Origin of the sequence: Rhizobium sp. 768_B6_N1_8, assembly GCF_051811225.1 — a bacterium.
Classification (GTDB): Bacteria; Pseudomonadota; Alphaproteobacteria; order Rhizobiales; family Rhizobiaceae; genus Rhizobium.
Genome location: NZ_JBPWPV010000001.1, coordinates 3,351,150 through 3,377,081, shown reverse-complemented (window position 1 = coordinate 3,377,081; position 25,932 = coordinate 3,351,150). Strand labels below are relative to the sequence as shown.

General features: G+C 59.3%; 32 protein-coding genes. 13 read left to right on the top strand and 19 right to left on the bottom strand.

Features of this window, described 5'->3' with window-relative positions; all coding sequences use genetic code 11:
- The first annotated feature begins 85 nt into the window (after positions 1 to 85).
- Positions 86 to 1,897: a putative bifunctional diguanylate cyclase/phosphodiesterase gene (locus AB8B33_RS17530; protein WP_439017269.1), complete on the top strand. Its 1,812-nt coding sequence runs from the start codon at positions 86 to 88 to the stop codon at positions 1,895 to 1,897.
- Between the two features lie 131 nt (positions 1,898 to 2,028).
- Here the strand turns inward: AB8B33_RS17530 and AB8B33_RS17525 are convergent, their stop codons facing one another.
- On the bottom strand, positions 2,029 to 2,229 hold the full coding sequence (locus tag AB8B33_RS17525; RefSeq protein WP_051942244.1) for a KTSC domain-containing protein: 201 nt from the start codon (positions 2,227 to 2,229) through the stop codon (positions 2,029 to 2,031).
- Between the two features lie 266 nt (positions 2,230 to 2,495).
- Here AB8B33_RS17525 and AB8B33_RS17520 point away from each other — a divergent pair, with 266 nt between their 5' ends.
- Entirely contained in the window at positions 2,496 to 3,008 is a 513-nt protein-coding gene (locus AB8B33_RS17520) for a hypothetical protein (RefSeq protein ID WP_439016332.1), read from the top strand.
- Positions 3,009 to 3,029: 21 nt separating this feature from the next.
- Here AB8B33_RS17520 and AB8B33_RS17515 read toward each other — a convergent pair whose 3' ends face one another.
- Both AB8B33_RS17515 and AB8B33_RS17510 read right to left on the bottom strand, forming a co-directional pair.
- Complete coding sequence (locus AB8B33_RS17515; RefSeq protein WP_439016331.1) at positions 3,030 to 3,869, bottom strand: DUF6030 family protein; 840 nt, start codon at positions 3,867 to 3,869, stop codon at positions 3,030 to 3,032.
- A gap of 126 nt (positions 3,870 to 3,995) precedes the next feature.
- The gene (locus AB8B33_RS17510) at positions 3,996 to 4,205 is read right to left on the bottom strand and encodes a KTSC domain-containing protein (RefSeq protein ID WP_113325391.1); all 210 of its coding nucleotides are present in this window, start codon (positions 4,203 to 4,205) and stop codon (positions 3,996 to 3,998) included.
- 263 nt (positions 4,206 to 4,468) lie between these two features.
- Here AB8B33_RS17510 and AB8B33_RS17505 point away from each other — a divergent pair, with 263 nt between their 5' ends.
- Both AB8B33_RS17505 and AB8B33_RS17500 read left to right on the top strand, forming a co-directional pair.
- On the top strand, positions 4,469 to 4,807 hold the full coding sequence (locus tag AB8B33_RS17505; protein ID WP_113325390.1) for a hypothetical protein: 339 nt from the start codon (positions 4,469 to 4,471) through the stop codon (positions 4,805 to 4,807).
- Positions 4,808 to 5,074: 267 nt separating this feature from the next.
- Positions 5,075 to 5,923 (top strand): GNAT family N-acetyltransferase, encoded by an 849-nt coding sequence (locus AB8B33_RS17500; protein ID WP_113325389.1) that lies wholly within the window; start codon positions 5,075 to 5,077, stop codon positions 5,921 to 5,923.
- On the opposite strand, the gene AB8B33_RS17495 is transcribed toward AB8B33_RS17500, so the two are convergent.
- Complete coding sequence (locus AB8B33_RS17495) at positions 5,920 to 6,837, bottom strand: DMT family transporter (protein WP_439016330.1); 918 nt, start codon at positions 6,835 to 6,837, stop codon at positions 5,920 to 5,922. The genes AB8B33_RS17500 and AB8B33_RS17495 overlap by 4 nt on opposite strands.
- A gap of 188 nt (positions 6,838 to 7,025) precedes the next feature.
- Here AB8B33_RS17495 and AB8B33_RS17490 point away from each other — a divergent pair, with 188 nt between their 5' ends.
- Positions 7,026 to 8,324: an adenylosuccinate synthase gene (locus AB8B33_RS17490; protein ID WP_113325387.1), complete on the top strand. Its 1,299-nt coding sequence runs from the start codon at positions 7,026 to 7,028 to the stop codon at positions 8,322 to 8,324.
- A 60-nt stretch (positions 8,325 to 8,384) separates the two neighbouring features.
- Positions 8,385 to 10,769, top strand: a complete 2,385-nt coding sequence (locus tag AB8B33_RS17485; protein ID WP_439016329.1) for a hypothetical protein — start codon at positions 8,385 to 8,387, stop codon at positions 10,767 to 10,769.
- 87 nt (positions 10,770 to 10,856) lie between these two features.
- Here AB8B33_RS17485 and rpoH read toward each other — a convergent pair whose 3' ends face one another.
- Positions 10,857 to 11,765 carry an RNA polymerase sigma factor RpoH gene (rpoH, locus tag AB8B33_RS17480; RefSeq protein WP_037104500.1) on the bottom strand — a complete coding sequence of 303 codons (909 nt, stop codon included), beginning with the start codon at positions 11,763 to 11,765 and terminating at the stop codon, positions 10,857 to 10,859.
- Between the two features lie 268 nt (positions 11,766 to 12,033).
- Between rpoH and AB8B33_RS17475 the strand changes: the two genes are divergently transcribed.
- Positions 12,034 to 12,195, top strand: a complete 162-nt coding sequence (locus tag AB8B33_RS17475; protein WP_113321620.1) for an entericidin — start codon at positions 12,034 to 12,036, stop codon at positions 12,193 to 12,195.
- A 13-nt stretch (positions 12,196 to 12,208) separates the two neighbouring features.
- Here the strand turns inward: AB8B33_RS17475 and AB8B33_RS17470 are convergent, their stop codons facing one another.
- Positions 12,209 to 13,234, bottom strand: coding sequence for an RluA family pseudouridine synthase (locus tag AB8B33_RS17470; protein ID WP_439016328.1), 1,026 nt, complete (start codon positions 13,232 to 13,234; stop codon positions 12,209 to 12,211).
- Positions 13,235 to 13,276: 42 nt separating this feature from the next.
- Here AB8B33_RS17470 and AB8B33_RS17465 point away from each other — a divergent pair, with 42 nt between their 5' ends.
- The gene (locus AB8B33_RS17465) at positions 13,277 to 13,669 is read left to right on the top strand and encodes a hypothetical protein (RefSeq protein WP_113321622.1); all 393 of its coding nucleotides are present in this window, start codon (positions 13,277 to 13,279) and stop codon (positions 13,667 to 13,669) included.
- A 7-nt stretch (positions 13,670 to 13,676) separates the two neighbouring features.
- On the top strand, positions 13,677 to 14,501 hold the full coding sequence (locus AB8B33_RS17460) for a TrmH family RNA methyltransferase (RefSeq protein WP_439016327.1): 825 nt from the start codon (positions 13,677 to 13,679) through the stop codon (positions 14,499 to 14,501).
- Between the two features lie 6 nt (positions 14,502 to 14,507).
- Here AB8B33_RS17460 and AB8B33_RS17455 read toward each other — a convergent pair whose 3' ends face one another.
- The 12 genes from AB8B33_RS17455 to AB8B33_RS17400 all read right to left on the bottom strand — a co-directional run bounded on the left by AB8B33_RS17455 (position 14,508) and on the right by AB8B33_RS17400 (position 21,967).
- Entirely contained in the window at positions 14,508 to 15,668 is a 1,161-nt protein-coding gene (locus AB8B33_RS17455) for a hypothetical protein (RefSeq protein ID WP_439016326.1), read from the bottom strand.
- A 129-nt stretch (positions 15,669 to 15,797) separates the two neighbouring features.
- Positions 15,798 to 16,388: a DUF1134 domain-containing protein gene (locus tag AB8B33_RS17450; protein WP_007815180.1), complete on the bottom strand. Its 591-nt coding sequence runs from the start codon at positions 16,386 to 16,388 to the stop codon at positions 15,798 to 15,800.
- Positions 16,389 to 16,525: 137 nt separating this feature from the next.
- Positions 16,526 to 17,722: an integrase gene (locus tag AB8B33_RS17445; protein ID WP_439016325.1), complete on the bottom strand. Its 1,197-nt coding sequence runs from the start codon at positions 17,720 to 17,722 to the stop codon at positions 16,526 to 16,528.
- Positions 17,695 to 18,006 (bottom strand): hypothetical protein, encoded by a 312-nt coding sequence (locus AB8B33_RS17440; RefSeq protein WP_439016324.1) that lies wholly within the window; start codon positions 18,004 to 18,006, stop codon positions 17,695 to 17,697. The genes AB8B33_RS17445 and AB8B33_RS17440 overlap by 28 nt, the downstream gene beginning before the upstream one ends.
- A 210-nt stretch (positions 18,007 to 18,216) precedes the next feature.
- A complete protein-coding gene (locus AB8B33_RS17435; protein WP_439014637.1) occupies positions 18,217 to 18,981 on the bottom strand; it encodes a hypothetical protein in 765 nt (254 codons plus the stop codon).
- Entirely contained in the window at positions 18,978 to 19,247 is a 270-nt protein-coding gene (locus tag AB8B33_RS17430; protein WP_439014636.1) for a hypothetical protein, read from the bottom strand. The genes AB8B33_RS17435 and AB8B33_RS17430 overlap by 4 nt, the downstream gene beginning before the upstream one ends.
- Positions 19,244 to 19,867 carry a phosphohydrolase gene (locus tag AB8B33_RS17425; protein ID WP_439016323.1) on the bottom strand — a complete coding sequence of 208 codons (624 nt, stop codon included), beginning with the start codon at positions 19,865 to 19,867 and terminating at the stop codon, positions 19,244 to 19,246. Before AB8B33_RS17425 ends, AB8B33_RS17430 begins: the two co-directional genes overlap by 4 nt.
- Positions 19,864 to 20,127: a hypothetical protein gene (locus tag AB8B33_RS17420; protein ID WP_439016322.1), complete on the bottom strand. Its 264-nt coding sequence runs from the start codon at positions 20,125 to 20,127 to the stop codon at positions 19,864 to 19,866. The genes AB8B33_RS17425 and AB8B33_RS17420 overlap by 4 nt, the downstream gene beginning before the upstream one ends.
- Before the next feature lie 351 nt (positions 20,128 to 20,478).
- Positions 20,479 to 20,607, bottom strand: coding sequence for a hypothetical protein (locus AB8B33_RS17415; RefSeq protein WP_439016321.1), 129 nt, complete (start codon positions 20,605 to 20,607; stop codon positions 20,479 to 20,481).
- Complete coding sequence (locus tag AB8B33_RS17410; RefSeq protein WP_439016320.1) at positions 20,604 to 20,942, bottom strand: hypothetical protein; 339 nt, start codon at positions 20,940 to 20,942, stop codon at positions 20,604 to 20,606. The genes AB8B33_RS17415 and AB8B33_RS17410 overlap by 4 nt, the downstream gene beginning before the upstream one ends.
- Positions 20,939 to 21,139 carry a hypothetical protein gene (locus tag AB8B33_RS17405; protein WP_439016319.1) on the bottom strand — a complete coding sequence of 67 codons (201 nt, stop codon included), beginning with the start codon at positions 21,137 to 21,139 and terminating at the stop codon, positions 20,939 to 20,941. Before AB8B33_RS17405 ends, AB8B33_RS17410 begins: the two co-directional genes overlap by 4 nt.
- A gap of 87 nt (positions 21,140 to 21,226) precedes the next feature.
- A complete protein-coding gene (locus AB8B33_RS17400) occupies positions 21,227 to 21,967 on the bottom strand; it encodes a LexA family transcriptional regulator (protein WP_439016318.1) in 741 nt (246 codons plus the stop codon).
- Positions 21,968 to 22,476: 509 nt separating this feature from the next.
- Here AB8B33_RS17400 and AB8B33_RS17395 point away from each other — a divergent pair.
- From AB8B33_RS17395 to AB8B33_RS17380, 4 genes are all read left to right on the top strand, one after another.
- Positions 22,477 to 23,073, top strand: a complete 597-nt coding sequence (locus tag AB8B33_RS17395) for a hypothetical protein (protein WP_064247021.1) — start codon at positions 22,477 to 22,479, stop codon at positions 23,071 to 23,073.
- Positions 23,074 to 23,841: 768 nt separating this feature from the next.
- Entirely contained in the window at positions 23,842 to 24,372 is a 531-nt protein-coding gene (locus tag AB8B33_RS17390) for a hypothetical protein (RefSeq protein ID WP_439016317.1), read from the top strand.
- A complete protein-coding gene (locus tag AB8B33_RS17385; RefSeq protein ID WP_439016316.1) occupies positions 24,369 to 24,644 on the top strand; it encodes an HNH endonuclease in 276 nt (91 codons plus the stop codon). The genes AB8B33_RS17390 and AB8B33_RS17385 overlap by 4 nt, the downstream gene beginning before the upstream one ends.
- Before the next feature lie 28 nt (positions 24,645 to 24,672).
- Positions 24,673 to 25,032 carry a hypothetical protein gene (locus tag AB8B33_RS17380; protein ID WP_439016315.1) on the top strand — a complete coding sequence of 120 codons (360 nt, stop codon included), beginning with the start codon at positions 24,673 to 24,675 and terminating at the stop codon, positions 25,030 to 25,032.
- A 198-nt stretch (positions 25,033 to 25,230) separates the two neighbouring features.
- On the opposite strand, the gene AB8B33_RS17375 is transcribed toward AB8B33_RS17380, so the two are convergent.
- Positions 25,231 to 25,845, bottom strand: coding sequence for a hypothetical protein (locus AB8B33_RS17375; protein WP_439016314.1), 615 nt, complete (start codon positions 25,843 to 25,845; stop codon positions 25,231 to 25,233).
- Positions 25,846 to 25,932: the final 87 nt, after the last annotated feature.

Below are 25,932 nucleotides of genomic sequence, written 5' to 3'. Positions count from 1 at the left end.
TCGTAACGAAGAGTTCACCTAGTAACTAGTTCGGTACTTACGAAAAGGCTTCATTAATGAGGGCTTGCGACTATATTATGAGTTTTTGCAGGCTTCGAAGGCTGAAACGAAATTGCCCGAGAATAAACCAACGCGATCAGAGCGAGAGTTCCAGGATCTTCTTCGGCGACTGGAGCTGGCGCTTGATGCTTCGCAAATTGGTGTGTGGGAACACAGCATCAACAAGGATGCTATTCTCTGGGACGCGCAGATGCATCGCCTCTACGGCACCGGTCAGACAAATCGAGAGGTGCCGACCTCTGTCTGGTCCGAGGCCATACATCCTGACGACAGGGGGCAGGCCGAGCGGGATTTCGAAAAAGCGGTTGCCGCCCGCGGCGCCTATAATTCTCAGTTTCGCATCATCCTGCCAAGCGGCGAGATCCGCTATCTGCGGTCACGTGCGCATTTCTATGTTGATGAGGAGGGCACCCCCTCCTTCATCGGTGCCGAATGGGATGTTACATCCGATGTGCTGCTCAATGCCGAGCTCGGCAAGCAGAAGATTATGGCCGAGGCCCGGGCGCTGGCGCTTGAAGAAAGCAATGCGCGGATCGAGCATGTCGCCAATCATGATTACCTGACCGGCATGCCGAACCGGCGCCTGTTCGACAGGCGGCTCGCGGCGTTGCTGGCGGATAAGAGCGTGTCGACGCTTGCCGTTCTGCATCTCGATCTCGACCAGTTCAAACAGATCAATGACAGCCATGGCCACGCCGCCGGTGATGCCGTGCTGCGCACGGCATCACTCAGAATTGCCGCTGCCATTCCCTCAGATGGCATGGCTGCCCGTGTCGGCGGCGACGATTTCGTTATCGTACTGATCAATTTCGCCGGCCTCGATGCGCTGAAGGCAATCGTTGAGGATGTGCAGCGGCGATTGCTGAAGAAAATCCGCTTCGGGCAGGAGATGCTGCAATCCGGTGCGTCGATCGGCGTATCCTGGAGCGGCGACAAAAGGGCGCGCAACCTGCTCGCCGAATCCGATCTGGCGCTCTACCAGGCAAAAAAGCTCGGCCGTAATCGCATCGAATTCTTCAGCCGACAGCTTCAGGACGACTTGCGCGGCAAGCGTCGCCTGGCCGAAGATCTCGCCCAGGCCCTGGAGCAGGGTGAGATCATTCCCTACTATCAGGTGCAGCTCGATGCGCACACCCGCGAGATCACCGGGCTGGAAGCGCTGGCACGCTGGAACCATCCGGAAAAGGGCGTGCTTGCGCCAGGCGTCTTCCTGCGCATTGCGGATGAATACGGGCTTTCGGCGGAGATCGATGCCGCAGTTCTGCAGCGCGCGCTTGAAGATCGGGCCGCCTGGCAGGCCTTGGGCTACCATGTGCCGCGGATCGCCGTGAACATCTCGCCCGGGCGTCTTGCCGATCCTGCTCTGCTGGACAAGCTGCGCCGGCTGGCCATTCCGCCGGGTGCCATCGTCTTCGAGCTGGTGGAGACGATCTTCCTCGACGATTGCGATGAGAAATTCCTCGCCAATATCGACCTCATCAAGCAAATGGGCATCGATATCGAGATCGATGACTTCGGTTCCGGCCATGCCTCGCTCATCGGCCTCGTGCGACTGAAACCGAAGCGGCTGAAGATCGACCGCCAACTCGTCACCGATGTGGTGGAATCGGCTGAGCAGAGGCGCGTGGTCGGATCGATTGTCGAGATTGCCAAGGCTCTCGATGTGGAAGTGATTGCGGAAGGGGTGGAGACCGAAGCCCATGCCGTGACGCTGTCATGGCTCGGCTGCGACAGCCTGCAGGGTTTTGCGCTCGGCTATCCCTCCAACGCCGCCGATACGGGGCGCCTTCTTGCATCAAACGGCCACGGCGGCAAATCGCGAAGTGTGGCCGGTTGAGATTTGCGGATGAAGTTTAGTCGATGAATGGAATGGGAAGCCGATTTCGGTTCGAACGATCCAGTCGGCGAGCACTTTAAGCTAACTCTCAGTGCACTGACACGGCACGCCTTGGGTGCGTGCCGTATTTTTCAGGTAGTGCGGAAGCGGCCCCGGATCTGGCTCATGTAGAAGTCGCCAGGAGAAGCTGCTGCGGTCAGTCCGACGACGATGCCTTCAGGGACATCTTCATAATGGCGGCGTTGACCGTTGGTCAGATAGAGCGTGAGGTGTCGAGTCTCGCGCTTGTAATCGATCGCTTCAATGAGTTTGGACTGCAGTCTAGTTTCCATGCGGTACTCCCCGATGTGTTTCGCGCGAGAGAGGTGGCTGCTGGATCCGACGAGCGGTTCAAGACAGCGTCAAGCTAATCTCTGGTCGATTCAAGTCAAGGATCCAAAGAGTGGAGCCCTACCTATTTTGAGTTAAATGCGTCTGAAGTTTGACGCTCTAAATTAGCCCGAAAGCGTTATGACAATTAAGCGCAACCTGCAGCGGAACAATGCTCCCTCAGCGAGCGTTCAAAAGCGTTTCGTCCAGCCTTGAAATGGGGATGTCCTTGCGGGTGATTGCAGAGCTGATCATTCTTTTCGGCCGCATCTGTTGCGCGCTCGTGGCCGTTGTGGGCACGATGGCTTTCGCCTCCTATCTGATCGCCTCTCCGGTGGATGCGACGCCACGGATGGATGCAGAAAGTGGAGCGATCTGGACCCTCGTGCCGGTTCATATCGATCTGAGCCATCAGCCCTATGAACGCGCGCCTGATCGCTATCCCTTCAAGTTTTCTGCCGGCCCGGCCCTGAAGGTCATCGACAATGCGACCTTTTCCCTTGATGGCAACACCTTCGTCATTGCCGGTGTCGCGCGGATCGCCCCGCGGGCGCTTTGCGCCGATGCGCAGGGTCGGCGCCTTGCCTGCGGCCAGAATGCAGCGGGCCTGCTGCGGACTGCCTTGCGCCGCAGCTTCATCGAATGCAGCAGCAAGGAGTTAGCGCCGAAGCTGTTCATGGTGAGTTGCCGGCGGGACGGTCAGGACCTCGCCGGGTTGCTCAACGAAATGCCCGAGGTGTAGCTCGTTGCCAGCGCGAAGTGATCAGGCGCGTCGCCAGAAGATGAGTTCCGGCACCTGCCAGGAGGGGTCGGGCGCGGGTAGCCAGGTCTTCGGGGAGAAGTAATCCTTCGTGCGGCGCTGTTGGGCGGAGGCCTCCTGAAGCAGGAGTGTGAAATTGAAGGCGCCCGGCCGAGAATATTCCGGGGTGAAATTGATGAGGGCACCGAAGCCTTCCTCCTTCACATCCCTGAGATTGCGGATTGCCGTCAGTGCATCATGGAAATCCAGCCACGCCGGCTGAGTCAGCATGGTTTCAAAGATGCGCGATATGCTGGGATCAAGCTGTCCGTTGCTGTCGGTCGCGGGACCGAGGAGCTTCACGCGCATGCTCGTAATCGTGCCTCTGCCATTGCCGCGCACGACGAGGAAGAGCGAGCTGACGACGTGCTCTTTCTCCTTCTTGTAGACATGTTCGTAGGAGCATTCGAACGTATCGGAATTGAACGCCGTTTCCGCCCATTCGCTGGTTTCCACGCCGGCTGAGCGCAGCGCTTCGCACATGACCGGGCCGGAAATCCGCCAGGTGCGGAGGAAAACGCTCGCGAGCGCCGGCTGCGGCGGGTCGAACATGCGCGGTGCGATCTTGATGCTGACAGGTTCGGTGCGGCGGAAGACCTTGGGCGGCGGGGGAGGCGGAGGTGCCGCGGGCGGAAAAAGCTCTATGCCGAAGTAGTGGGCCAGCGACTTCAGGTGCCGCATGTCATTCGACAGCAGCACCGTTGCGCCAACAATTGAAACGGACAGAACAATCAGCAGCCACATGACGGCGCGGCCCTTTCGCGGCTGCGGCGCCAGTTTCATGTTCTGATCGGACGATGGCATCGTCAGTTCGCGAGACCTCGGACAATGGAAGTCATCATTTATAAGGCTCGGACCGATGTGGCAATCGATCTCACCTGGCGCGGCGTAATCGATTTAAAGCCGCGCCGGTAAAAGTATCGAAGTGCTTTAAGCTGCGATGCGACGGTAACGCTTTCTGATGCGGTCGATATAATACTGGCCCGGGGAGGGCGCCATCACCATGGTGCTGACGTCGTCAGCCGGTACGCCTTCGAACAGGCGTTCTTCGCCGTTGCGGAAGCAGATGCGCAGGCGCCCGTCTTCCTGACTGAAATAGACGTTCTGGATAATACGGGATTTGACTGGAACTTCGTGCATCGTTTTTGCCCCTGTTTCGTTTTGAGGCACCTTAAAAGTAAGGATGCGAAGATACCGTCAAGGCGTATGGTAAAGATTGTTTTCTGCTTGAACAGCGACAGTCTAAAAAATCGCGTTTCAATAAAATTGTACGGATCGGCTTAAAAAGCCTGCAAATACTGGCATGTAGAGTGCCCCTCATGAAAGCGGCCGGGCATGGACAGATGCGACCGGCGCTGCGGCCAGGCGGAAATCGCCGGCCGACTGGAAAAGGGGACTTTAAGATGAGCAGACTTCTTCTCGCCGCGACGCTCGCAATGACGGTATCGGCTGCAAGCCAGCCGGCTTTCGCCTTTGGCCCGGGCGGTTTCGGCCGCGATCTCATATACACGTCGGCCATCGGCCATCTGCCCGAGGAGCCGCTGACAACGAGCATTGGCTTCGTTCGCCCGAACATTCCCTTTGCCCTGAGCGCTCCGGCACAGGTCGAAGGCGAGGGCTATCAGCTGAAGGCCTATTCGCAGCAGCTGACCATCGTTGTCGGCTTCGTTTTCGACAGTGTTCTCAGCCAGGCTGCCCAGACCATCGGTACTGCCGAAGCGCTGGGTCCGTTTCTGCGCTAAGGCTTAAATACTTCATATGTCGTCTTTCGATTTGCGCCCGCCGGAAGGATCCGGCGGGCGCAGTAATTTTCTTGAGATTGCAATTACATTGTTTCATGGTAAGGCGAGATCGAAGTTCTTTTGCATTGCATTTCAAAACGACGACACACATCGTTCAAGCCGTGAACGCGAGTTCATCATGACCGGTCTGAGCGCAGGGACAATCGACTTGACGATTGCTTGGCGCATGGCGGAATGGACTTGCGGGTTTCAATCTGGGAAGGTTGCATGAATTCGGAATTTGCCGTTCGTTCCATGCGGCCCGGCGAACTGGAGCTTGCGCTGGAATGGGCACGTCAGGAGGGCTGGAATCCCGGCCTCGACGACGCGATCGCATTCCACGAAGCTGATCCTTCCGGATTTTTCGTCGGCGCCATCGGTGAGGTGCCGGTCGGTTCTATCTCGGTCGTCAAATATGGCGACAATTTTGCCTTTCTCGGTCTTTACATCGTGCATCCCGATTTCCGTGGCCGGGGCTTCGGCAAGGCGATCTGGAACGCCGGCATCGCTTCGGCGGGAGACCGGACGATCGGCCTCGATGGGGTTGCGGCTCAGCAGGCAGCCTACCGCAAGGCCGGTTTCGAGGTCGCCTATAACACGATCCGCTATGGCGGCGTGCCGACATCGGTGCCGCAGTCGTCACTCGTCGCGCAGCCGGTCCCGGATGCGAGGCTCGAAGGCCTGCTTCGCTATGACAGCGGTATTTTTCCGCAGCCCCGTGCGGCCTTCCTTGCCGCCTGGTGCACGGGCCGCAAGGGGCGCAGCTCGGTCGTCGTGCGCAAGAGCGGCAAGATCCGCGGTTACGGTACGATCCGCCGCTGTTATGAGGGCTACAAGATCGGCCCGCTTTTTGCTGGCGACGCAGATAGCGCCGCCGCTCTTCTGGCCGGCCTCATTCCTCAGGCGCATGGCGCGTCGATCTATATCGATATCCCCTCGGCCAATGCCGAGGCTATTGCACTTGCAGAAAGCGTAGGGCTCGAGCCAGTCATGGAAACCGCGCGCATGTATCGCGGTCCGGCGCCGGAAATCCCGCTGAAGAACGTCTATGGCGTGACGACGCTGGAGCTTGGTTAGTCGACCGGCGAAGCCGGCACGGTGGGTGCAGCCGTTTTCGGGCGGCCCTTTTCGGCGATAGCGATGCCGCCGAGCGTCAGCACCAGCGCAATCATGTGGAAAAGCTGCAGCGTTTCGCCGAGCAAGGCGACAGAAAGCAGCGTGCCGAAAACCGGGACGAGATTGATGAACAGGCCGGCGCGATTGGCGCCGATTTCCTCGACGCCTCTGATATAGAGTATCTGCGCCAGCAGCGAGGCGAAGATTGCCGTATAGAAGGCAATCGCCCAGCCTTTGTCATCAGGCCATTGGGCCGCACCGCGGGAGGCTTCCCATAGAAGCAGTGGCAGGGCAGTCAGCGCCGCGCCGAGCGCGGGAATCGCCATCAGCGTGCGCCAGTCGACGATGGGCTTCCAGCGCAGGAAGATCGTATAAACGGCATAGGCGGCGACAGCGATCAGCATCAATCCATCGCCGCGGTTCAGGCTGAGCTGCAGCAGGGTTGCAAGATCGCCATGGGCAGCCGTCAGTGCGACGCCCACAAGCGTCATGCCGAAGCCGACGACCTGGGCCAGCGAAACACCGGTGCGGAAAAAGACGAAATTCAACAGGAAGATCAGCATGGGAATGCCGGCCTGCTCGATCGCGACATTGATTGCCGTCGTGTACTGAACGGCCGAATAGAGCATGGCATTGAAGGTCGTGTAGCCGACCACACCATAGAAGAAGAGGAGGGGCAGGTTCTTGCGCACCACCGGCCAGTCCTTCTTCAACTGTGGCAGCGAGACGGCGGCGATCAGCACGACAGCCAGGAACCAGCGAAGGAAGGTCAGCATCATCGGGCTGACATGGCCGAGCGCCAGCTTGCCTGCCACGGCATTGCCGCCCCAGCAGAGAGTTGCAATGACGAGGCAGATATAGGCTGTAGCTTGCAAGGGGATCTTCCCGTCTTTGTCGTCTCTGGCAGGCTTTTTATGACGGGGCTTAGCCTGCCGGCGGCTGATTTGTCACGTAAAAAGCCGAATCTGCTGTGACAACAGGGTCGCTTTCCCAAAAACAAAGCTTTATAGATGCGCGGGTTTGAGCAGGTGTGCGGTTCTCCGCCGGTAACAGGAAGAGTTTGATGACGAACGTGGTCGTGGTCGGTTCGCAGTGGGGCGACGAAGGCAAGGGCAAGATTGTCGATTGGCTTTCGGAACGTGCTGACATCGTTGTGCGCTATCAGGGCGGACACAATGCCGGCCATACGCTCGTCATCGACGGTACGAGCTACAAGCTCTCGCTGCTGCCTTCCGGCGTCGTACGCCCCGGCAAGATGGCCGTCATCGGTAACGGTGTCGTCGTTGATCCGCATGCGTTGATCGCCGAGATCGGCCGGCTGGAAGCGCAGGGCGTGAAGGTGACGCCTGAGAACCTGCGCATCGCCGACAACGCGACCCTCATCCTTTCCCTGCACCGCGAGCTCGATGCCTACCGCGAAGACGCAGCCTCCAACAGCGGCACCAAGATCGGGACGACGCGGCGCGGCATCGGCCCGGCCTATGAAGACAAGGTCGGCCGTCGTGCCATCCGCGTCATGGACCTCGCGGACCTCGAAGCCTTGCCGGGCAAGGTCGATCGCATCCTGACCCACCATAACGCGCTTCGCCGCGGCCTCGGCGTTGCCGAAGTCAGCCACCAGACGATCATGGACGAGCTGACCTCGATCGCCGACCGTGTGCTGCCTTTCCGCGATACGGTCTGGCTGTTCCTTGACAAGCAGCGCCGCAAGGGCGCCCGCATCCTCTTCGAAGGTGCGCAGGGCAGCCTCCTCGACATCGATCACGGCACCTATCCCTTCGTGACCTCGTCCAACACGGTGGCCGGCCAGGCCGCTGCCGGTTCGGGCATGGGTCCGGGTTCGCTCGGCTATATCCTCGGCATCACCAAGGCCTATACGACGCGCGTCGGCGAAGGTCCGTTCCCGACCGAATTGACGGACGAGATCGGTCAGTTCCTCGGCGAGAAGGGCCATGAATTCGGCACGGTGACGGGGCGCAAGCGCCGTTGCGGCTGGTTTGACGCTGCACTGGTGCGCCAGTCGGTCGCCACGAACGGCATCAGCGGCATTGCGCTGACAAAGCTCGATGTGCTCGATGGTCTCGACGAACTGAAGATCTGCGTCGGCTACAATCTCGATGGCGAACAGATCGACCATCTTCCGGCAAGCCAGGCGGCACAAGCTCGGGTCGAGCCGATTTACGTCACGCTGGAAGGCTGGAAGGAATCGACGGTTGGCGCCCGCAGCTGGGCGGATCTGCCGGCGCAGGCGATCAAATATGTTCGCCAGGTCGAAGAGCTGATCGGCGCGCCTGTCGCGCTTCTCTCGACAAGCCCTGAGCGTGACGACACCATACTTGTGACCGATCCGTTTGAGGATTAATGTCGCGGGTCACTTAAGGCGACCGTTCGGGAGTGTGCCGGACTTCTTGAGAAAGTACTGATGGCGGATTTTATTGCAGTTATTCGGCGGGCAGTCGACGGCCTGTCTGAAAATACGCCCGAGATGCGGGTGAAGGTCTACGAGCGTGCGCGCGGCGCAGTGCAGCGGCAGCTCGAGAACATGAAGCCGCGTCCGCCGGAAGCCATGCTGCAACGCCAGCTCGAAAAGCTCGAGGCCGCAATCCGCGAAGTCGAGGGCGAACACTCGGAAGCCGTGCCTGTCGAGGAACCGGTCGCAGCCGCGCCGGAGCCTGAGGTCCATGAGGAGCCCGCGCTCGAACATGAGCCTGTCGCGGAGACGGCCCCTGCTGCTGAGGAACCCGTTTCCGAAAGCCATGAGCAGCAGGAGGACGTAGAACATCCCGCCTACGAGCAGCCTGCCGAGCCAGAGGAGGTCGTTCAGGCGGCGGCTCCCGCCGAAGAGGTGGTGTCCGAGCACGCCGAATGGCATCCGCCTCATGAGGAAGAAGCGCCTGCAGACGAATGGCGCGCGCCGGAGCAGGCAGAGGTTCATGCTGAGCCCGAGAGCCCTCATGAGCCGGTAAAGGAATATTATCCGGAAGAACCGCGGCCGGAAGAGGTCGCTGCAGAGTCGGTAGCCGAAACCGCCCATGAGGTGGAAGAAGAGCTTCAGCGCGAAGAGGCTCATCAGCCGGCTCCACGCGGCCTTGACCGTGCGTCCAACCGGCTCGTCGAGCCGATGGCCGATTTCGAACCCCAATCGCAGCCGCAAACCAGCGACTTCATCGAGCACACGCGCGAAGAACCGATTGCAATGGATGCGGCAGCGCATTTCGATCGCATGTGGTCCGAGCCGGCTGCCGAAACACCGGCTCCAGTAGCGCAGGAAGCTGAGACCGAATGGGCGCGCGAAGAACTCCATTCCTATGCTGAGGCAACGCCCGCCGTTCCCGCCGATGCTTCGGCACGCGCTCTCAATGAGGTTTCAACGCTCAGAAACAGCGCTTCGCCGGCCGTCATGCCGGCTGCCAAGGAAAATTTCTCCTGGGAAGCTGCCGCTTTCGACGATCTGCCGCCGATCGAGGCTGGCACGGACAAGAAGACACCAGCTTCCGCGCATTTCGACGACGTCGATATCTTTGCGGAAGTGCATGCTGGCAACGGTTCCGGCTCTGCAGCTCCCGCACCGGCCGCAGCGCCAAGCGAAGGCTGGCGTGAGGCGCGGACACTGCGTGGTTATGACCGCCGCAACGCTGCGACCGATGACGACGACAGCAATCCGCCGATGGATCTGGACCAGATCGTTGCCTCGAAGATGCAGGGCAAGAGTTTCCGCATGGAACCGAAGCGCCGGCGCTTCGGCATCGGCACCATTCTGGCGATTCTCGTTACGCTCGGCATTCTCGGTGGCGCCGCCTACGCGGGCTGGATGAACCGCGAAGCGGTGATGGAAATGGTCGATGGTCTCGTCAGCTCAGCGCCGTCACAGGCTGCGCGCGACGAGACGGTGACGCCAGCCACAACGCCTCCGGTGCAGCAAAACAGTACGCCGGCCACGGCCCAGCCGGCAGATCAGAGTGCTACTACGCCGCCGGCGCGACCCAACCAGGAAGTTGCCTCGCTGGACGGTTCGGCTGCCAATACCAAGTTTACCCAGCGGCTGCTCGCCGATGGCACCGAAGTCGATAGCGGCCCTGCAGCAGTGCCGGGAACGCCGACGGCGGAAGGCAAGTCGGTTGCCGCGCAGAACGTTGCTGCAGCCGATACCAGCACGCCGAGTGTCCAGTCCGATGCTGCGCCTGCTGAAAACCTGACGCCGAACGGCCCTGCCGCAGCACCTGCGGCGCAGAACACACCTATCGGCGCCACCGAAAAGATGTTCCTCTATGAGGAGCGGATCGGCGAAAGCTCGCCGACGGCAATCGAGGGGTCGGTCGTCTGGACCGTTCAGCATGAAGCCGGACAGGACGGCCGCCAGGAAGCCACCGTGCAGGGCAATGTCACCGTTCCGGAGCGCAATCTTTCGGCGCTTGTAACCTTCAAGCGCAATTCCGACCCGTCGCTGCCGGCAAGCCATCTGGTCGAGATCGTCTTCTCCGTTCCGCCGAATTTCGAAGGCGGCAGCATCGATAGCGTCCAGCGCATCTCGATGAAACGTACGGAGCAGGATCGCGGCGATCCGCTGATTGCGGTGCCGGCCAAAATTACCGACGATTTTCACATGATCGCGCTCAACGACTATCCGGATGCGCGCAAGGCCAATCTGGACCTGCTTGCCACGCGCGACTGGATCGACATTCCGGTCACCTATCGCAACGGCCGCCGTGCGCTGCTGACCATGCAGAAGGGCGCCACAGGCGGGAATGCCTTCAACACGGCTATCAAGGAATGGACAGCGCTCGGAGATCTCTCGACCAGCCAGTAAGGCCGGCGTCGCGGAGCCTCGGAAATCACGCAAAATAAAAGGCGGGCCGCAGGGACCCGCCTTTTTTGATTTCAGATGACGACCAGCTTATGCGGTGGCTTCGACCACACGCACGGCCTTGGCACGCTCCAGCGCTTCCTTGCGGACCGCATCCTGCACCTTTTCAAAGGCGCGGACTTCGATCTGGCGGACACGCTCGCGGCTGATGTCGAACTCGGCCGAAAGATCTTCCAGCGTTACCGGATCTTCAGCAAGGCGGCGAGCCTCGAAGATGCGGCGTTCGCGGTCGTTCAGCACGCTCATGGCCTTCGACAGCATACGGCGACGGGTATCGAGTTCATCCTGCTCGATCAGCACGTCTTCCTGGCTGTCGTGGTCGTCCACGAGCCAGTCCTGCCACTGGCCGCTGTCGCCTTCGGAGGCCTTGATGGGGGCGTTCAGCGATGCGTCGCCGGAAAGGCGGCGGTTCATCGAAACGACCTCTTCCTCAGAGACGTTCAGCTTGGTAGCGATTTCGGTCACATGCTCCGGCTTCAGGTCGCCGTCATCAATGGCCTGGATACGGCCCTTCAGGCGACGCAGGTTGAAGAACAGGCGCTTCTGATTGGCGGTCGTGCCCATCTTCACCAGAGACCACGAACGCAGGATATATTCCTGGATCGAGGCCTTGATCCACCACATGGCGTATGTGGCGAGGCGGAAACCACGTTCCGGATCGAACTTCTTGACGGCCTGCATGAGGCCGACGTTACCTTCGGATACGACTTCGCCGATCGGCAGGCCGTAGCCGCGATAACCCATGGCGATCTTCGCGACGAGGCGAAGGTGGCTGGTGACAAGCCTGTGTGCGGCGTCACGATCGCCGTGCTCGGAGTAACGCTTGGCGAGCATGTACTCTTCCTGCGGCTCCAGCATCGGGAATTTACGGATTTCGTCCAGGTAACGATTGAGACCGGCTTCGCCGGCGGTAATGGACGGCAAGTTATTTCGGGCCATGATGCACCCTCCTTATATGGATTCCGGTTCCCGATGGAACGCGCCCTCGCGTTAAAGGCAAACCGGGACATGCGGCTCTCTCCAAGCCCGCAATAAGTCCATTTACAGATAAGTATGGCGAAACAGCGATTCAAGGTCCCCTCGGCGTTCACGAGGGCGTTATCCGGCCGTTGCCAGAGCCAATCAGAGGCATTGATTTTACCGACAGCTGCCGCATTTTTCCAGTGGTGGTGGCACTCTTGCCAGCCACTTTTATGAGGGGAACCAGATGATCAGACCAGCCCTTGCTGCCATCCTGCTGCTTTCGCTTTCGACCGCTCTTTCATCCTGCGGAAACACCGCCAGGGGACTGGCGCAGGACGGGCGCGACACCAGCCACGCTCTCGACAATGCGACGCATCGGGTCCTGGGTGCTGGCTCCAAGAAATAGTAGCGGCCATTTCTCATCCGCGCAGGGCGTCAGCGAGCTCCACCATATCACCTGGTAGCGGCACCTCGAAATGCATCACTTCGCCGGTGCGCGGATGCTCGAATTGCAGCATGTAGGCATGCAGCGCCTGGCGATCGAAAGCCTTGACGACCTTGCGGGCGTCGTCGGGCAGGAGATTGGCCTTGGTCTTGAAGCCGGCGCCGTAGACGGCGTCGCCCAGCAAGGGATGGCCGATATGGGCCATGTGGACGCGGATCTGGTGCGTGCGGCCGGTTTCGAGGTGGCATTCGACGAGCGAGGCAAGCGCGCTCGCATCCGGGCTTTCATGGAAGCGCTCGAGCACTTCGTAGTGGGTGATCGCCTCGTCGGCACTCTCGTTTTCGGGGCGCTTGACGGCGCGGCGGGTGCGGTCGCCGGTGGCGCGGCCGAGCGGCGCGTCGATCGTTCCTGAGAGCGAGCGCGGACGGCCCCAGACGATCGCCCGATAGGCACGTTCCAGCGGCATGGTGCGGCCGTGATCGGCGAACTGCAGCGAGAGATGGCGATGCGCCATATCGTTCTTGGCGACGACCATGACGCCGGTCGTATCCTTGTCGAGGCGGTGAACGATGCCGGGGCGGCGCACGCCGCCAATGCCGGAGAGGGTATCGCCGCAATGGTAGATCAGCGCGTTGACGAGCGTACCGGTCCAGTTGCCGGGGCCGGGATGGACGACGAGGCCAGCCGGCTTGGAAATGACGATGACATCTTCATCCTCGTAGAGGATATCGAGCGGAATATCCTCGCCCTTCGGGGCCGGGTCTTCGGGCTCGGGCAGGATGATCTCGTAGCTGTCTCCGGCTCGCACCTTCTTTTGGGGATCGGTAATCGGCGCGCCCTTCAAAAAGACCTGCCCGTCCTTGATCAGCGCCTTGATGCGGCTGCGGGAAAATTCCTCACCGACCTGCGCGGTCAGCCAGGCGTCGAGGCGGCCTTCGGCTGTCTCATCGGCGGTCAGGACTTTTCTATTGTCATCTGCTTGTTTAAAGGGGTCGCTCAAGACGCTTCTTCTCCGACGTATTTTTAGAACGGGACGCCATAGATGACGAAATTCGAGCCAGCCGACGATGAGCAGGAAGAAAAGCCCCTTGATCCGGCTATGGAAAGTGTCCGGCGCAAGATGGTTCGCCTGCAGATCGTCTCGGGCGCCATCATGTTCGTGAGCCTTATGGCGGTCTTCGGCGCTGTTGTCTACAAGGTGACGCGTACGGAGCCCTCGCAGACCACAGCGTCCGCAGGCTCTTCCGGTGTTCCCTCCGACGCGCCGATGAATTCGACAGCCTCGCTGCCGCTCGGCTTCAAGATCGAGCAGACATCGCTTTCGGGCGGACAGATCCTGTTTTACGGCACGGCGGTGGACGGCAAGCGCAGGGCCCTTGTCTTCGATATCAAAGCGGGCCGCATCGTGGCTGACATCACGCTGTCAGGCAATTGAGGCCGGCATGGCCGGACAGCCCCTCACGATCGAAACCCCGGACGATCTGCGGATCGCGGAGTTTCGCGATATCCGCGAGCGCGACCTGACGGGCCGGCAGAACCGCTTCATCGCCGAGGGTACCGTCGTGCTGCGCATGCTCGCCGATGCGCATGCGACGGGTAGAGGATTTTCAGCCGAAAAGATCTTGCTGCTCCGCAATCGGCTCGACGGCGTGGCGGAGATCCTCGACACCTTTCCGGAAGACGTATCCGTCTATGTGGCCGACGCTGATGTTCTTGACGGTATCGTCGGCTTCAACATGCATCGCGGCGTGCTTGCGCTCGGTCGCCGCGAGCAGGCGACGGAAACCATGCTTCTCGATGCGCTACCCGAGCAGGCGCTAGTCCTTGTCGGCTGCGGCATTTCCAATCACGATAATGCCGGGTCGATGTTCCGCAATGCCGCTGCCTTCAGGGCGGATGCGATCCTCCTTGATGAGACCTGCTGCGACCCGCTCTACCGCAAGGCACTGCGCGTTTCGGTCGGCTCGGTCCTGAGCATGCCCTATCATCGCGGCGGCGATGCGCTCGCTCTTCTTTCGAGCCTTGCCGAGCGCGGCTTTGCAATCTGGACGCTTTCGCCACGCGGCGAGACGGATATCCGGCAGATACCGGCTTCCGGTCGCATGGCGCTCGTCGTCGGCACTGAGGGCGAGGGACTGCCGGAAGCGGTGCTTTCCCGTTTCCGCAGTGCGTGCATTCCGCAGTCTGAAGGACTGGACAGTCTCAACGTGGCGACGGCGACCGGTATTGCGCTCTTTGCGATATCTTCGGCGATGGCGCGGATCTGATGAAGTTCAGCGCTGCGGATCGGCGATGATCGCGGCTGCGCGGTCGGCGAGGTTCACGCGGTCGTTTGCGCCCTTCTTCTCCCCGCCATCGGGCAGCAGGGACAGGATCGGAGAGGACGGGCCTTCCTTGAGCGCAGTGAGCGCTACCATGTTGGCGGCGATCGAGGTGATTTCCTCGCGAAGCGCGCCATCACGGCCGGTATTGTTTCTTGCCTTCTGAAGGTGGTCGGCAAGTGCTGCGCTGCGCCGGCGCACATTGTCGCTCATCTGCGCTGTGATGGCAGCGAGATCGAGTTCAGAGGCCTCTGCTTCGCTGGCCGCTTCGGCGGGCAGATCGGCAATGTCCTTGGAGAGGCCGGCATCACGCAGCACCTTGGCGACCTTACGGAGTTCGGCATTGGCAGCCTTCAACTGATCCTTCAGCTTGGCGATTTCCTGTTGCCGGCGGCCGAGCAGGGCTTCCTTGTCCGTGGCAGAGGCGGCCTCACGGGCGGCCTTGTCTTCCAGGCGAATGACCATGTGCTGCTGCTGGCTGAGCTTCTGTTCGGCATCCTTGGCGCGCTTCTGCAGCACGGTCACGTCCTGGCGCATCGTATCGCGTTCGTCGCGCAGGGCATTGGTGCGGAACTTCATATTCTCGGCTTCAGTCTCACGCGCAGCAAGGTCGATCTTCAGGTTGTTGGCCTGTTCGGTGATCTTGGAAAGCCGCGCCCGCAGCGTTTCCAGCTCGCTATCCTTGTTGGAGCCAGCCTGCTCGGCAATATGCAGGCTCGTCTTCAACTGGCTGATATAGTTTTCGTCCTTGCGCAGGTGGGAGCGCTGCTCGGCAGCCTCTACCTGCATTTCGCCGATCTGTGCGCGCGCCTCATTGACTTCAGAGGCCAGCCTGCCGGCATCGACGGCGAGTGCGTCGTGGCGCAGCTGGAGGGAGAGCGACTTTTCGCGTTCGCGGTGCAGGTCCTGTGCGGTGCGGGCATTTTCAGCGGCGTAGAGCGCGCGCACCATGTCCTTCTGTGCCCGTACTTCCTGCGGGCTCAGCGGCATCGTCGCCTTGAGGCGGTTTTCGGTATACCAGACGATGCGGCGGTGAACCGCGGGCGAGACCAGAAAGACGAGAAAGGCCGCGGTCAGGAAGCCCAATCCGAACAAAAGAGCGTATTCGATCACGGCGCGGCCATCGATTCGAAGGTTGATACGGGTCAGTCCGCCTGATTAAGCACGCAGCGCGCGCAGCGACAAGGCTGCGGGCACCGGCAAGACTGTATTCCCAAGGATATTAGCGCCGATTTTGGCTTTTCAGAAGGGGTTCCAGGTCGGGTTCGGGGTGACCTTCAGATAGCCGACATTGATGCCGAGGCGGGCGCCGACACCAGTGCGGATCGGCACGACCAGAACATTGTTGTTCTTGAGAAGCGTCATGCCGAAGCCGGCAATGACATAGGCCGAGCCGCTGACGCCGCCGAAGCGAGCATAGATGGAGTCGATGGACGGCAGATCGTAGACCAGCATCATGACGCGGGAGCCCTGGCCACCGTAATCGAGGCCGAGAGATGGACCCTGCCAGTAAAGCGGATGCTCGCCGGCATTCTTGGTATTGAGCTGGCCTTCGCCGTAGGTGAGGCCGGCGATGAAGGCGCCGCCGCCCTCCTGGCCGAGGATGTAGCCGTTCGGCAGGCCGTATTTCTGGAAGGCGCTTTCAACGACTTTGGCAAGGCCGCCGCTGGTCTCGCCGAAGAAGGAATGACCGGCATCAACGATTTCCTGCACTGTGTACTGGCCGTTGTTCTGCTGTGCTGCGGCCTGTCCGGTAATCATCACCGACGAGATCATGATAGCGGTCAGCAACTTGCAGAAGCCGATAAATCTTCCGAGAAATTGGAGGCGCATGATGTCATCCATTCGTCATTGTCGGGGGCATTGGCATTTGATGCATTTTGCTCCGATCGTCTTAACAATCGGTTAAGTATTTTTGTGCCTAAGTCATTGATATTGCTTAGGCGCGTTATGTAGCGTTACCTAATGCGTTACGACATGGGCTTTCGTCCTGTGGTGCGAGCATCGGCGAAACGCTCCGCAGCTGCAAGTGCAGCTCGATCATATACTGCTGATGTCGTTTTGGTTGAGGCGTGTCCAGCAACCTTCGCGGCATCGTCTGTAGCGACCCCAGCGGCTCGAGCTTCTGAGATGCCACTTGCTCGCAGGTCGCGAGCCCAGATGTTGCCGGGTAGACTAGCGGCCTTCCGGTCTTTGGACCACATGCTAGAGAAGACCTCCGACAGATACGGACGACCATTCATCTCATATACGATGACTGGCCCGGTGCGTTTCTCCGCAGGCCAATGCGCCAGCTCTTCCATGACCATCTGAGCTTTGTGCAACGGGTACGCCACGGCAAGACCAGTCTTCATGGAAGTCTTGGATGGAACGTAGCGGAGAACCATATGCTCATCGATGTCATCCCATCGAAGCCCAAACCATTTGTTCCCCGTTCGATGGTTGATCACATCACTGACGCCGGCCGAGTCTAGTGGGACCCACTGGCCGATGACATCCCACAGCCGCAGCGTCGTCTCGTAGACGAGCGCATAAGCAAGTGCGCTAGACGGTCGGCCAGCCGCATGGGCCGCCTCGCGCAGCGCAATTACCTGATCGGCCATGATGACGACCTCTCGGCGCTTTGGGTTCGGCAACTTACGGCTGGCCGCCTTAAGTACCTCTCGGAGCTCGATGCATGGCGTTATGCGGCACATGACGCCATAACTTACCGCAGCGTCTATCACAGCTCGCATCATCTTTGATGCGGCCAGCCGCTTGCCATTTTCGGACCAGGAATCGTGCCATCGCTTTAGATCGACACCCGTTATCTTGTCGATACGCCTGTCACCGACCTCATGAATAAGACGAGCCAGATAGAAGTCGTATGGCTTCCGTGACTTTGGACGCAAGGCGAAATAGGGGCTATCTGCCTCTGTTTGGTATTTATCGAGGATGGACTTAAGCGACCCATCAAACGTGCGGTCGCGGTCACGAAGGCCGGCTTTCCACACATTCATTTCCGCCTGAAGAAGCGCGCATTTGGCGACAAGCTGCTCTGGCTCATCGCGCAAATGCGAAAGATTCACCGTCTTTGGCTCGTAGTCTTTTACGCCGGCCACCCATATAGGTGTGCGGCTGGCGCGCCGTTTGATCCACTTTAGTCCCGGCGCCGTGACTTCTTCCATTGCCCAAGCCTTTCTTCGCCATCTGGTGATGCGGCCGAAAATCCGGCGGTTATTCCAAAGTACCCATCATAGAATTTCTTGACTAGTGGCACTGGTCTTCCGTCATGGAGTGGGTCGATCCTGGGGAAGCCTTTACGCTCAAGTGCAGGAATAACCGTCTTAACCCACATAGACGCGCGTGACTTGCCGACGATTGCGATGGCAAGCTGGTGGTCGGTCGCGAAGAGCGGCAGGCCGCTAAGCCCTACTGCAGGTTCATTATCGTTGGCTGGGGTGCGGGTCATGCCTCCTCCCCCTGTGAGGGCGGTGGGGACAGCGCGGCGCGGCCAGCTTCCGTGATAACCCATCGGATAGTCACTTCCGCTCGGACGTTTTTGATGCGTCGGGCAAACCCGCGTTTTTCCAGTGCCAGCATGGTCCGGTTACCCATGGGGAGGACGTCGCCGACTTCTCCACGACGCCTCAAGAGATCCAAGGCTTTTTTCATGGCTGGACTAAGCATCGCCGCTGCCCTCCGTTGCGGAGGCGGCAAAGATCGGCGTCAAAGCATCAATGTCGAATTGATCGACGCCGGAAGCCTTCAACTCATCGAGCGTGGTGAACCCGGCCGTGGTGAGGATTTCATGGGCATAAACTTCTTGTCCCCACACACGCATGATGATGCCGGCGGCAATCGCCATGCCTATACCAATGCCGCGCTCTTCGGTCCCAACCACATGATCGGCGGGAGCGGGATTTTTGTTCTGGCTCTGGAGCAGGCTGATACTTTCCCACGCCGCGAACGGGTCGTCTGGCTCACCGACATCACTGGCAATTTTGATCATCTCACAGGCAAGAGCGGTGACCTGTTCGGGTGTCGTGTGGCCCTGGCCTTTGCAGACACCACACAGCAGCGAGGGATAGCCAACCGGGCAATCCTCATCCTGCTCTATCAGGGTGCAGGGGCAAGGCACGGTCACCACCAATTGTGGTGAGGGCGATGGGATGTCTGCCAACCGGATCCGGTCGCACATGATGGCAAAGACTTCCTGCGCCGTGCGGTTCTCGATTCCGATGATTGGCCGTGTCAGGGCCTCCGCATTATCGCAGACCTTGCGAGGGCTGAGTGTGGTGTGCGGGATGAGCGCGACAACAGATGCCCCGGCAGTTACCCATTGCTTCGCCTGTCGCTCGTCCATGGTTATATGTTCGCAACCGGTCGAGTCGGTGAACGTCCATGCTACTGCGGCATCCAAGCCGCGCTGTTCGTTGCTGGTCATGGGCGGGGCTCCTTCACACCTAGAACTTCGCGGATTTCGCGTTTTGCAGCGGATCGGCCCAGTTCGTAGACCTTCTCAAGGAAGGAGATCAGGGCGGCCATCCGGTAATTATCCTGGTCGGTATTCGCGAAGGTCTGCTCGCCGTATGTATAGGCACCAAGCGGCGTAACCTTGCACTCGGTCCAATCCTCGTCGGCTTTTGCTGCGGAGTGATCCGTCCAGTAGGAGACGCGGCAGAAATCGTAGCGTTGATCGTGGGTGCTCATTGGCCGCTGCCCTCTGTTGCGGTCAGGGCGCGGTAGCGGTTTAGAAACGCGAGCTTCGCGCCAGCCGGTGACAGGCCGATGATCCGCACGCCAAGCGGCGGCTCCGGCAAAATCCAGTCTTTCGGCTTAGTCCCCATGATCTGCGCCGCCTCGTCTGCGAGGATGGCGTTGTCGGCGCGCTTGACGCTTGGCGGCTCGATGTAGGGCAGATCGAAAGCGCCACAGACGGCGGCCATGATGTTGGCCTCCATCTGCTTGTAGCCGTCGATGAACCGCTTTGCCGGGCGAACGATGTCCGCGATGTATGCTTCGGAAGCATCATGCAGCAGAGCCCAAAGGGCATCCTCCGGCGGCACGTTCTCGCTCACCAGGACGCTATGCTCGGCGACCGAATAGAACCGCTCGCAGTGGCCGTTAAACCGACACATCATCGAAAGCGAGTGGGCGATATCCTCAATGAAGACATCTTCCGGGCGAGGATCTAGCGGCCAGAACTGCCGGCCGGAAACGGTCTGCATCCAGTCGCCGCGCCGCCCTTCAGTCCCAAGCACATGTGATGAGGGCGATGGGGTGTCGAGGCGGGATAAACCCGCCTCCATCTTGTCGCGGTCGCCACTCACGCCGCCACCTGCATATCCTGCTGGCCAGCCACGGCGCGCAGGCGATCGGCAATTACGCGATTGCGGCCAGTGAACTTCGCGTCATGCCAGGCAGCCACGGCCAGAAGGCGCCAGCTTGGCGCCGCGCCAGACTGCAGATCGTCGACGACTTCAGTTCCAGTGCCGGCATACGGCAAGAACTCGTAGTTGCTGGGGCGGTTTGGTGCGCGGTTGTTGTTGGCCGGCTTCGGTCTTCTGTTGTTGCTGTTGTTGTTGGTCATGGTGTCTCCTTCTCGTGGTGGTGGTGAATTGGTTAATTGGTCATTTTCACGTACCCGCCGTGGGGCGAACGATTACGCGAATTACACGGCAGCCATCGCGATATGCGCGGCGCCAGCCCTGCATTGGCGTTTCCCCTTCACGAGCCCATGACACGCCTACGCATTCGCATGCTTCTCGGCGGGTTAGGCGGGTGGTGTGGACGAGAATGAACGGATGCGGAGTGCCGTTAGGCCAGAAAGCTGCCCATCCGTGATCTTCAATTTCCATCCTTCTCTCCATTGGTAAGGGCGCGGCTGGGACAAGCGGTTGCAGCCAGCTTCACCGACCGCGCCCTATTGCCACTAGGGCAATTAGTAATGCTGTGCGACGTATGGCAGCCAGATCGAGACTGCCGCGATGAATGCACCTGCGGCCAGCATGCCGCAGAGATCCTTGAAGAAGTCGCGCAGCGTAATGCGATCGTCGTGGTGATGATTCACAGCTCGCCCCCATGGTTTACCAGAAGGCACTCGACGGCATCGCGAGCGGCTACGGACTGGCCACGCTTAAGCTTGCTCTCAATATCGCGAAGGCCGGCCACAAGCTCATCATGAGCATTCGCGGCCTTAACGATGAACGCAGCGTGCTCAGCGGCATCCGTGAATGGCACCGGCCTCGACGTGCCGCCATTGCGGACCGACAGCGAGGACGGATCGGACATGGCGTAGAAGTCGCACACGGTCGAGCCGTAAGCGGTGCAGATGTATGGGCCGTGATGCTCAGTCGCTTCGACGAGCTCGTAGGGCAGGACCGGATGCCACTTGACCGCGCTCATTCGTCACCGCCCATCTCCGCGAAGACGCGGCCGGGCTTCTGGTGGCGCAACGCAAAACGACCGCGGCAATCAACGTTGCGCGGCTTCGGGTGGCGTTTGGCTTTATGGTCAGGCTTGCGGAAAGGCTCTACGCTGCCGCAGGCTACTGCAGCTGGCGCGTAATCGTCGTCATTACGGAAAACTCTTCTGTCCAGCATTTTCGTCTCCTCAGTGGTGCAGCCAGGTTGCGGCTGTGAGGAGGGTTATAAATCAAAATCTAAATTGATGCAACAACTAAATTGACCTCAATTATATTTTCCGGACTGCACGATGAGATGCACCGACACAACATCGTCGATCGGTATCTCAATCTGTTTTTCAGGGTTGTATTGGCGCAGAATCAACTTTGATCCTGTCTGGGCGACATACTCCTTGATGTACCCAAGCGGCACACCGTCGTCGCCACGCCCCCTGACCTGCACGACCACATCATCCCCACGGCGCGGCGGCCTGCCGGGGTGAACAAAGACCGTCTCACTGGGCCGGTATCGCGGCACCATGGATTCTCCGCTCACATATACAGCGTAGGCATCCGGAACGGACGCCAGAACGGGCGGTCGTTCTGTATAGTCTATCGCTTTGCCATTCATGAGAAATTCCCCATCATCCCCTCCGGCGACCTGGCCCAAGTATGGGATCATTGCCATTGGTTTCACGGCATTTTTCCTCTCCGCATCGCGATCTGCAGAATCGCCATCTGCCTCCTTCGCTGATCGCTCCCTTTCCATATGCGCCACCAAGTCGATGCGCGGAAGCTTGGTGCTCTTGAGCGGGTCTCGGCCGGCCTCTATCATGAGAGACCGCATCTCGCTTTCAGATATCTGGAGCATGGAAGCTATTTCACGCCAATATTCTGAAGAAGCGGCGCGACCGTTGAAAAGGTTATTAATTGCCTGCGGAGTCACATTTAGCTCGCGTGCGATCGCGGCTTGCGAAATTCCAATAATTTTTGATTGTTCGTGCAACCTATCAGTCAAACGTGACATAAAATATCTCCTTGTTGATCAACTGCTTAGCAAATTTTATATCAATTGGCAATATAAGCCTGTTGACTCCATCAATTGATAATGTCATTCATAATCCCATCAACGGGCGCCGAACGGGTCAGCAAAGGAGGAACGCGATGCTGGCAGTGATCGACGACAGAAGAGTTTAAAGCAGGGCAAAGTAAGCCGACGAGTTTTCAGCAGGGGCTCCGGCCTCAATTTTAACAGGGCATCATTTCCGACAACCGCCATTTGAGGAGTGACGACATGCGGCAACAGCAGAAAGAAACAACCGTCAGAAGAAGAGTTGCGACGAAAGGTCGTGGACCACCCAGAAGAAGATGAGGCTGGGGCATGAAGCCCCAGCTCCTCTCCAGCCAGTCCGCTTGATTGCAAGCTGATCAGGGTGGAGACACCACCACGCGACACACCACGCCACGACACAACTTCTCGCCGCGCGAGTCGCAGCATCTCAACGACCACTCACCACCACCATAGAGGAGACTATCATGGACTTTTCCGTAGCCACCGTAACACTCAGAAGCTTTTCCCCATACAGCCAGAGCAAGCAGCATGACGAGCCGACGCTCAAGGGCGAGGGCAAGGGCGACTACGACAAGCGCACTTGGAAATCAAAGGCGCACATCACGAAGGACGGCACACTTGGCATTCCTGCCGCGTCCATGACGCAGGCCATCGCCGAAGCCGCAAAATATTCCAAGAAGCAAATCCCCGGCCAGGGCAAGGCCACATGGACCGCCAAATTCAAGAGTGGCATCATGCTTGTCGATAGCTTCATCGACACCGGCATCACACTCAAAGACACCGACTTCGTCGACATCATGTGCGACGCCCAAGGCAAGACCGGCTCTGCCGTCAGCAGCCGCGTACCGCGCCGCTTTCCGCAGGTGCCGGAGTGGTCGGCCACATTCCAGGTATGGATCCTCGATCCTATCATCACCGAAGAAATCTTCCGCGAGATGGTCGAACTGGCCGGCATGTTCATCGGCATCGGCCGCTGGCGGCCAGTCATGAACGGCGGGATGAACGGACGCTTCATCATCGACAAGCTTCAATGGGAAGACAACCGCAAGTTTGCGGCCTGATCGGTTCATGCTTTGCAAGACCGGCTCTTTCGGGAGCCGGTTCATGGAGGGCATTGTCTTTCCACTTGGTTCCGTTCCGCAGCGCGCCACAGGGTTACGCAGGGCACGGCATCTCAACGCAAGGAACTATCATGACTATCGTTGCCCAACATTATCAGCCTGAAAGACCGATAGCGGTGGGCAACCGCCAATCGCGCGTCGAAGCGTTACGCAGCGCCGCGCCTCGCCGTGCACGTCCTGTCATCTCAACGTTTCCTAGCTTGGTCGGTTCTTTCGGGAACCGCCTTGGGGTGGGAAACCGCCAACTAAGCCACATTGCGCGTCACGGCGCGGCGCGTCGCAACACAACGACCTGCAACTCTCCTCGACGAATACCAAACTCAGCAGCGACCGCATTCGTGCGGTCATTGGTGGGCTTGTCCTGCCTTGTCGCTCTACAGCTTTGCGCGCCACTACACCGCACTGTGCGTTGCGTCGCATCTCAACGAATTACGCTACCCAGCGTCGTCGGCCTTCGGGCCGAGTGCGGTGGGTATCTCCTGCCAACTGCCGCAAGGTTGCGCCGCTCAGGTCGCCGCTGCGCCACATTTCGCAACTCTTCTCACCTCAACGAATACCTGCCAAGCGTCGGTTGCCTTCGGGCAACTTGCGGTTCGCAGGAACCACGACAGCGTTGCTAACCGCAACTCGACACAGGGCCGCGTCTATTTACGCAGCGCTGCGCACGTCATCTCAACGCACCGATCCATCACCACATGAGGAGACAACATGGCCTACGAAAGCACGCCTGAAAGATTGGAGATCCGCAATCGCCTCGTCGATGCCTTTCTTCATGTATCGGCACAAGGACTCATCACCCATAAGGAAATCGCCGACCTGATCGGCAAGAAGACCACCTCGCCGGATGCTATAAAGCATTCTGCCTTTCGCGTCGCCTCAGATGAGCACGGTATCGTCTTTGAGAATATTCGCGGCACTGGCTACCGCCGCATAGCAGCAGGTGACGTTCACCGCGTCGGCACGCAGACGCGCCACAGCATTCGCGGCAAAGCAAAGCGCGGGTCGAAAAAAATCATTGCCGTGCTCTCCACCAATTCAAATTCCATGACGAACGGCGAGCGCATCAAGGCGCATGCCGAGCTTGGCATTCTGGGAATGATCCGAATGTCAGCTGGCCGTGGCGCTGCAGCCAAGGCGTATCGAGAGGCGGAGCGTCACGAAGAAAAGCACCATAAGCCACCGACCCAGGAAGAGATTTCCAAGTCTGTCTTGCGCGCCTTAGCGGGCAGGGCGGCATGACTGCGGATACCGTTGGCGTTCGCCGGATACTAACGGAGCGTCAAAACAACAGGTGCTGTTATTGTGAATGCATTCTTCTCCCGACAAATGCCCAGTGGCGAAAAGTAATTCATCCTCGATCACAGACTATAGAACACCTTCACCGCAAGGCAGATGGCGGAGGCGGACATCGCGATAATAAAGCTCTTGCCTGTTACGAGTGCAACACTGGTCGAGGCAGCATTGACTGGCTCACCTATAAGTCAATCAAGATGGGTGAGATAGTTACCTGACCAAACCACCACAGAAGAGGAGACGTAAATGGATAACCCCACTCACGATGAAACCGAATTTGTGCTTAGCGCCTATTTCGGAAAGATGCGACGGCCCCAACAGGCCGTGGTCTGTGACCCGCACGAAGCCTACAGGATTCTGCGCAAGAACGGCATGAAAATCAGCGTCCGCGTCGGCAAGGCGGAAGACTGTGACGTAAAGTTGACGGCCTTCACAAAGATGGATGAGGACGGCAGGCACGCCGGGATGGTTGTATCTGTCGAAGATGTCACAATCGAAGACGCGTTGATTGCCGCCGCCCGACAAGTGTGTCGAGTTGCGTCGACAATGCAGATCTACGCTGAATCGGCTGGCGAAGAAGATTTCGCTGATTTCATATTTCTTTAACACCAATCCATCCCACCCGAGCTGACCCGAAGGCCAGCACCACCTGATTATCAGCTCGGGGAAATGGTTCCTACTATCTCGGAGGAGGAGACTTGGCTGGAGCCACGCCGTAAAACTCCGGATTTCGTTACTGCCACCACAGCAGCGTGGGATGTCTACCAAACATTCCACAAATTTGTCAAGCCTTAATAGCGCCACCTACTGCGCTATCCTTTCAGAAAGGACGATGGCATGCACAGCTTCGACATCGCGGATCGTCATCGTCAGCCCGCCGCGTTCAATCTCGGCCGTCTGGCCAACCACGGCAACAAGCCGACCAAGCCATGCTGCGCCACCCTTGGCGTGAACCATGACCTCATACCCCGGCTTAGGCCAGACTGCAGGATCGACCCAAGCCCGCGTTCCGACGGGCAGGGCTGGCTCCATGACCTTCGTATCGATCTCGATCCAGTAACGGCCGTCGGGAATGCGCTTGCGGCCCTGATTGAACGCCTCGAAGGCATACTTGCCGTCTTTTCGATCGGACACGCGGCCGTAGGTCTTGGCCGTGTTGAACACCCCCGTTCGCGGAACCGGAGAGGATGCGGTTTGCCGCGCCTCAAGAACCAACGATTCTACGGCGTCGCGATCGATGCCAAGGAAAGTCGCCAACGACGCATACATATCGGGGCGCGGCACGCCGCCGTTCTTCCACCTATTGAAAGTCTGCTGCAGCCAGCCGTGACGCTCCGCGACTTCGCGGTCGGTGTCGCCGCCCTGCTTCTCGATAATCAATCGCGCCAGGCGAGTTCTCTGTTTTTGCTGGCGTGGCATAGAAACCCCTTTGACAAATTTGTAAAACACTATCACCGTACGATTTGACTGGCAATACCACCATTGCGCCGGTTCCACCACGCAGAA

What these genes read in the sequence shown, in the direction of transcription:
- AB8B33_RS17435 (WP_439014637.1), bottom strand. Translation starts at nt 18,981, where the DNA reads ATGACCAGCAACGAACAGCGCGGCTTGGATGCCGCAGTAGCATGGACG.
- AB8B33_RS17525 (WP_051942244.1), bottom strand. Translation starts at nt 2,229, where the DNA reads ATGGAAACTAGACTGCAGTCCAAACTCATTGAAGCGATCGATTACAAG.
- AB8B33_RS17515 (WP_439016331.1), bottom strand. Translation starts at nt 3,869, where the DNA reads ATGCCATCGTCCGATCAGAACATGAAACTGGCGCCGCAGCCGCGAAAG.
- AB8B33_RS17385 (WP_439016316.1), top strand. Translation starts at nt 24,369, where the DNA reads ATGACTGCGGATACCGTTGGCGTTCGCCGGATACTAACGGAGCGTCAA.
- AB8B33_RS17490 (WP_113325387.1), top strand. Translation starts at nt 7,026, where the DNA reads ATGACGAACGTGGTCGTGGTCGGTTCGCAGTGGGGCGACGAAGGCAAG.
- AB8B33_RS17510 (WP_113325391.1), bottom strand. Translation starts at nt 4,205, where the DNA reads ATGCACGAAGTTCCAGTCAAATCCCGTATTATCCAGAACGTCTATTTC.
- AB8B33_RS17475 (WP_113321620.1), top strand. Translation starts at nt 12,034, where the DNA reads ATGATCAGACCAGCCCTTGCTGCCATCCTGCTGCTTTCGCTTTCGACC.
- AB8B33_RS17420 (WP_439016322.1), bottom strand. Translation starts at nt 20,127, where the DNA reads ATGACCAACAACAACAGCAACAACAGAAGACCGAAGCCGGCCAACAAC.
- AB8B33_RS17405 (WP_439016319.1), bottom strand. Translation starts at nt 21,139, where the DNA reads ATGCTGGACAGAAGAGTTTTCCGTAATGACGACGATTACGCGCCAGCT.
- AB8B33_RS17460 (WP_439016327.1), top strand. Translation starts at nt 13,677, where the DNA reads ATGGCCGGACAGCCCCTCACGATCGAAACCCCGGACGATCTGCGGATC.
- AB8B33_RS17440 (WP_439016324.1), bottom strand. Translation starts at nt 18,006, where the DNA reads ATGACCCGCACCCCAGCCAACGATAATGAACCTGCAGTAGGGCTTAGC.
- AB8B33_RS17395 (WP_064247021.1), top strand. Translation starts at nt 22,477, where the DNA reads ATGGACTTTTCCGTAGCCACCGTAACACTCAGAAGCTTTTCCCCATAC.
- AB8B33_RS17430 (WP_439014636.1), bottom strand. Translation starts at nt 19,247, where the DNA reads ATGAGCACCCACGATCAACGCTACGATTTCTGCCGCGTCTCCTACTGG.
- AB8B33_RS17485 (WP_439016329.1), top strand. Translation starts at nt 8,385, where the DNA reads ATGGCGGATTTTATTGCAGTTATTCGGCGGGCAGTCGACGGCCTGTCT.
- AB8B33_RS17450 (WP_007815180.1), bottom strand. Translation starts at nt 16,388, where the DNA reads ATGCGCCTCCAATTTCTCGGAAGATTTATCGGCTTCTGCAAGTTGCTG.
- AB8B33_RS17375 (WP_439016314.1), bottom strand. Translation starts at nt 25,845, where the DNA reads ATGCCACGCCAGCAAAAACAGAGAACTCGCCTGGCGCGATTGATTATC.
- AB8B33_RS17445 (WP_439016325.1), bottom strand. Translation starts at nt 17,722, where the DNA reads ATGGAAGAAGTCACGGCGCCGGGACTAAAGTGGATCAAACGGCGCGCC.
- rpoH (WP_037104500.1), bottom strand. Translation starts at nt 11,765, where the DNA reads ATGGCCCGAAATAACTTGCCGTCCATTACCGCCGGCGAAGCCGGTCTC.
- AB8B33_RS17465 (WP_113321622.1), top strand. Translation starts at nt 13,277, where the DNA reads ATGACGAAATTCGAGCCAGCCGACGATGAGCAGGAAGAAAAGCCCCTT.
- AB8B33_RS17410 (WP_439016320.1), bottom strand. Translation starts at nt 20,942, where the DNA reads ATGAGCGCGGTCAAGTGGCATCCGGTCCTGCCCTACGAGCTCGTCGAA.
- AB8B33_RS17380 (WP_439016315.1), top strand. Translation starts at nt 24,673, where the DNA reads ATGGATAACCCCACTCACGATGAAACCGAATTTGTGCTTAGCGCCTAT.
- AB8B33_RS17500 (WP_113325389.1), top strand. Translation starts at nt 5,075, where the DNA reads ATGAATTCGGAATTTGCCGTTCGTTCCATGCGGCCCGGCGAACTGGAG.
- AB8B33_RS17400 (WP_439016318.1), bottom strand. Translation starts at nt 21,967, where the DNA reads ATGTCACGTTTGACTGATAGGTTGCACGAACAATCAAAAATTATTGGA.
- AB8B33_RS17505 (WP_113325390.1), top strand. Translation starts at nt 4,469, where the DNA reads ATGAGCAGACTTCTTCTCGCCGCGACGCTCGCAATGACGGTATCGGCT.
- AB8B33_RS17390 (WP_439016317.1), top strand. Translation starts at nt 23,842, where the DNA reads ATGGCCTACGAAAGCACGCCTGAAAGATTGGAGATCCGCAATCGCCTC.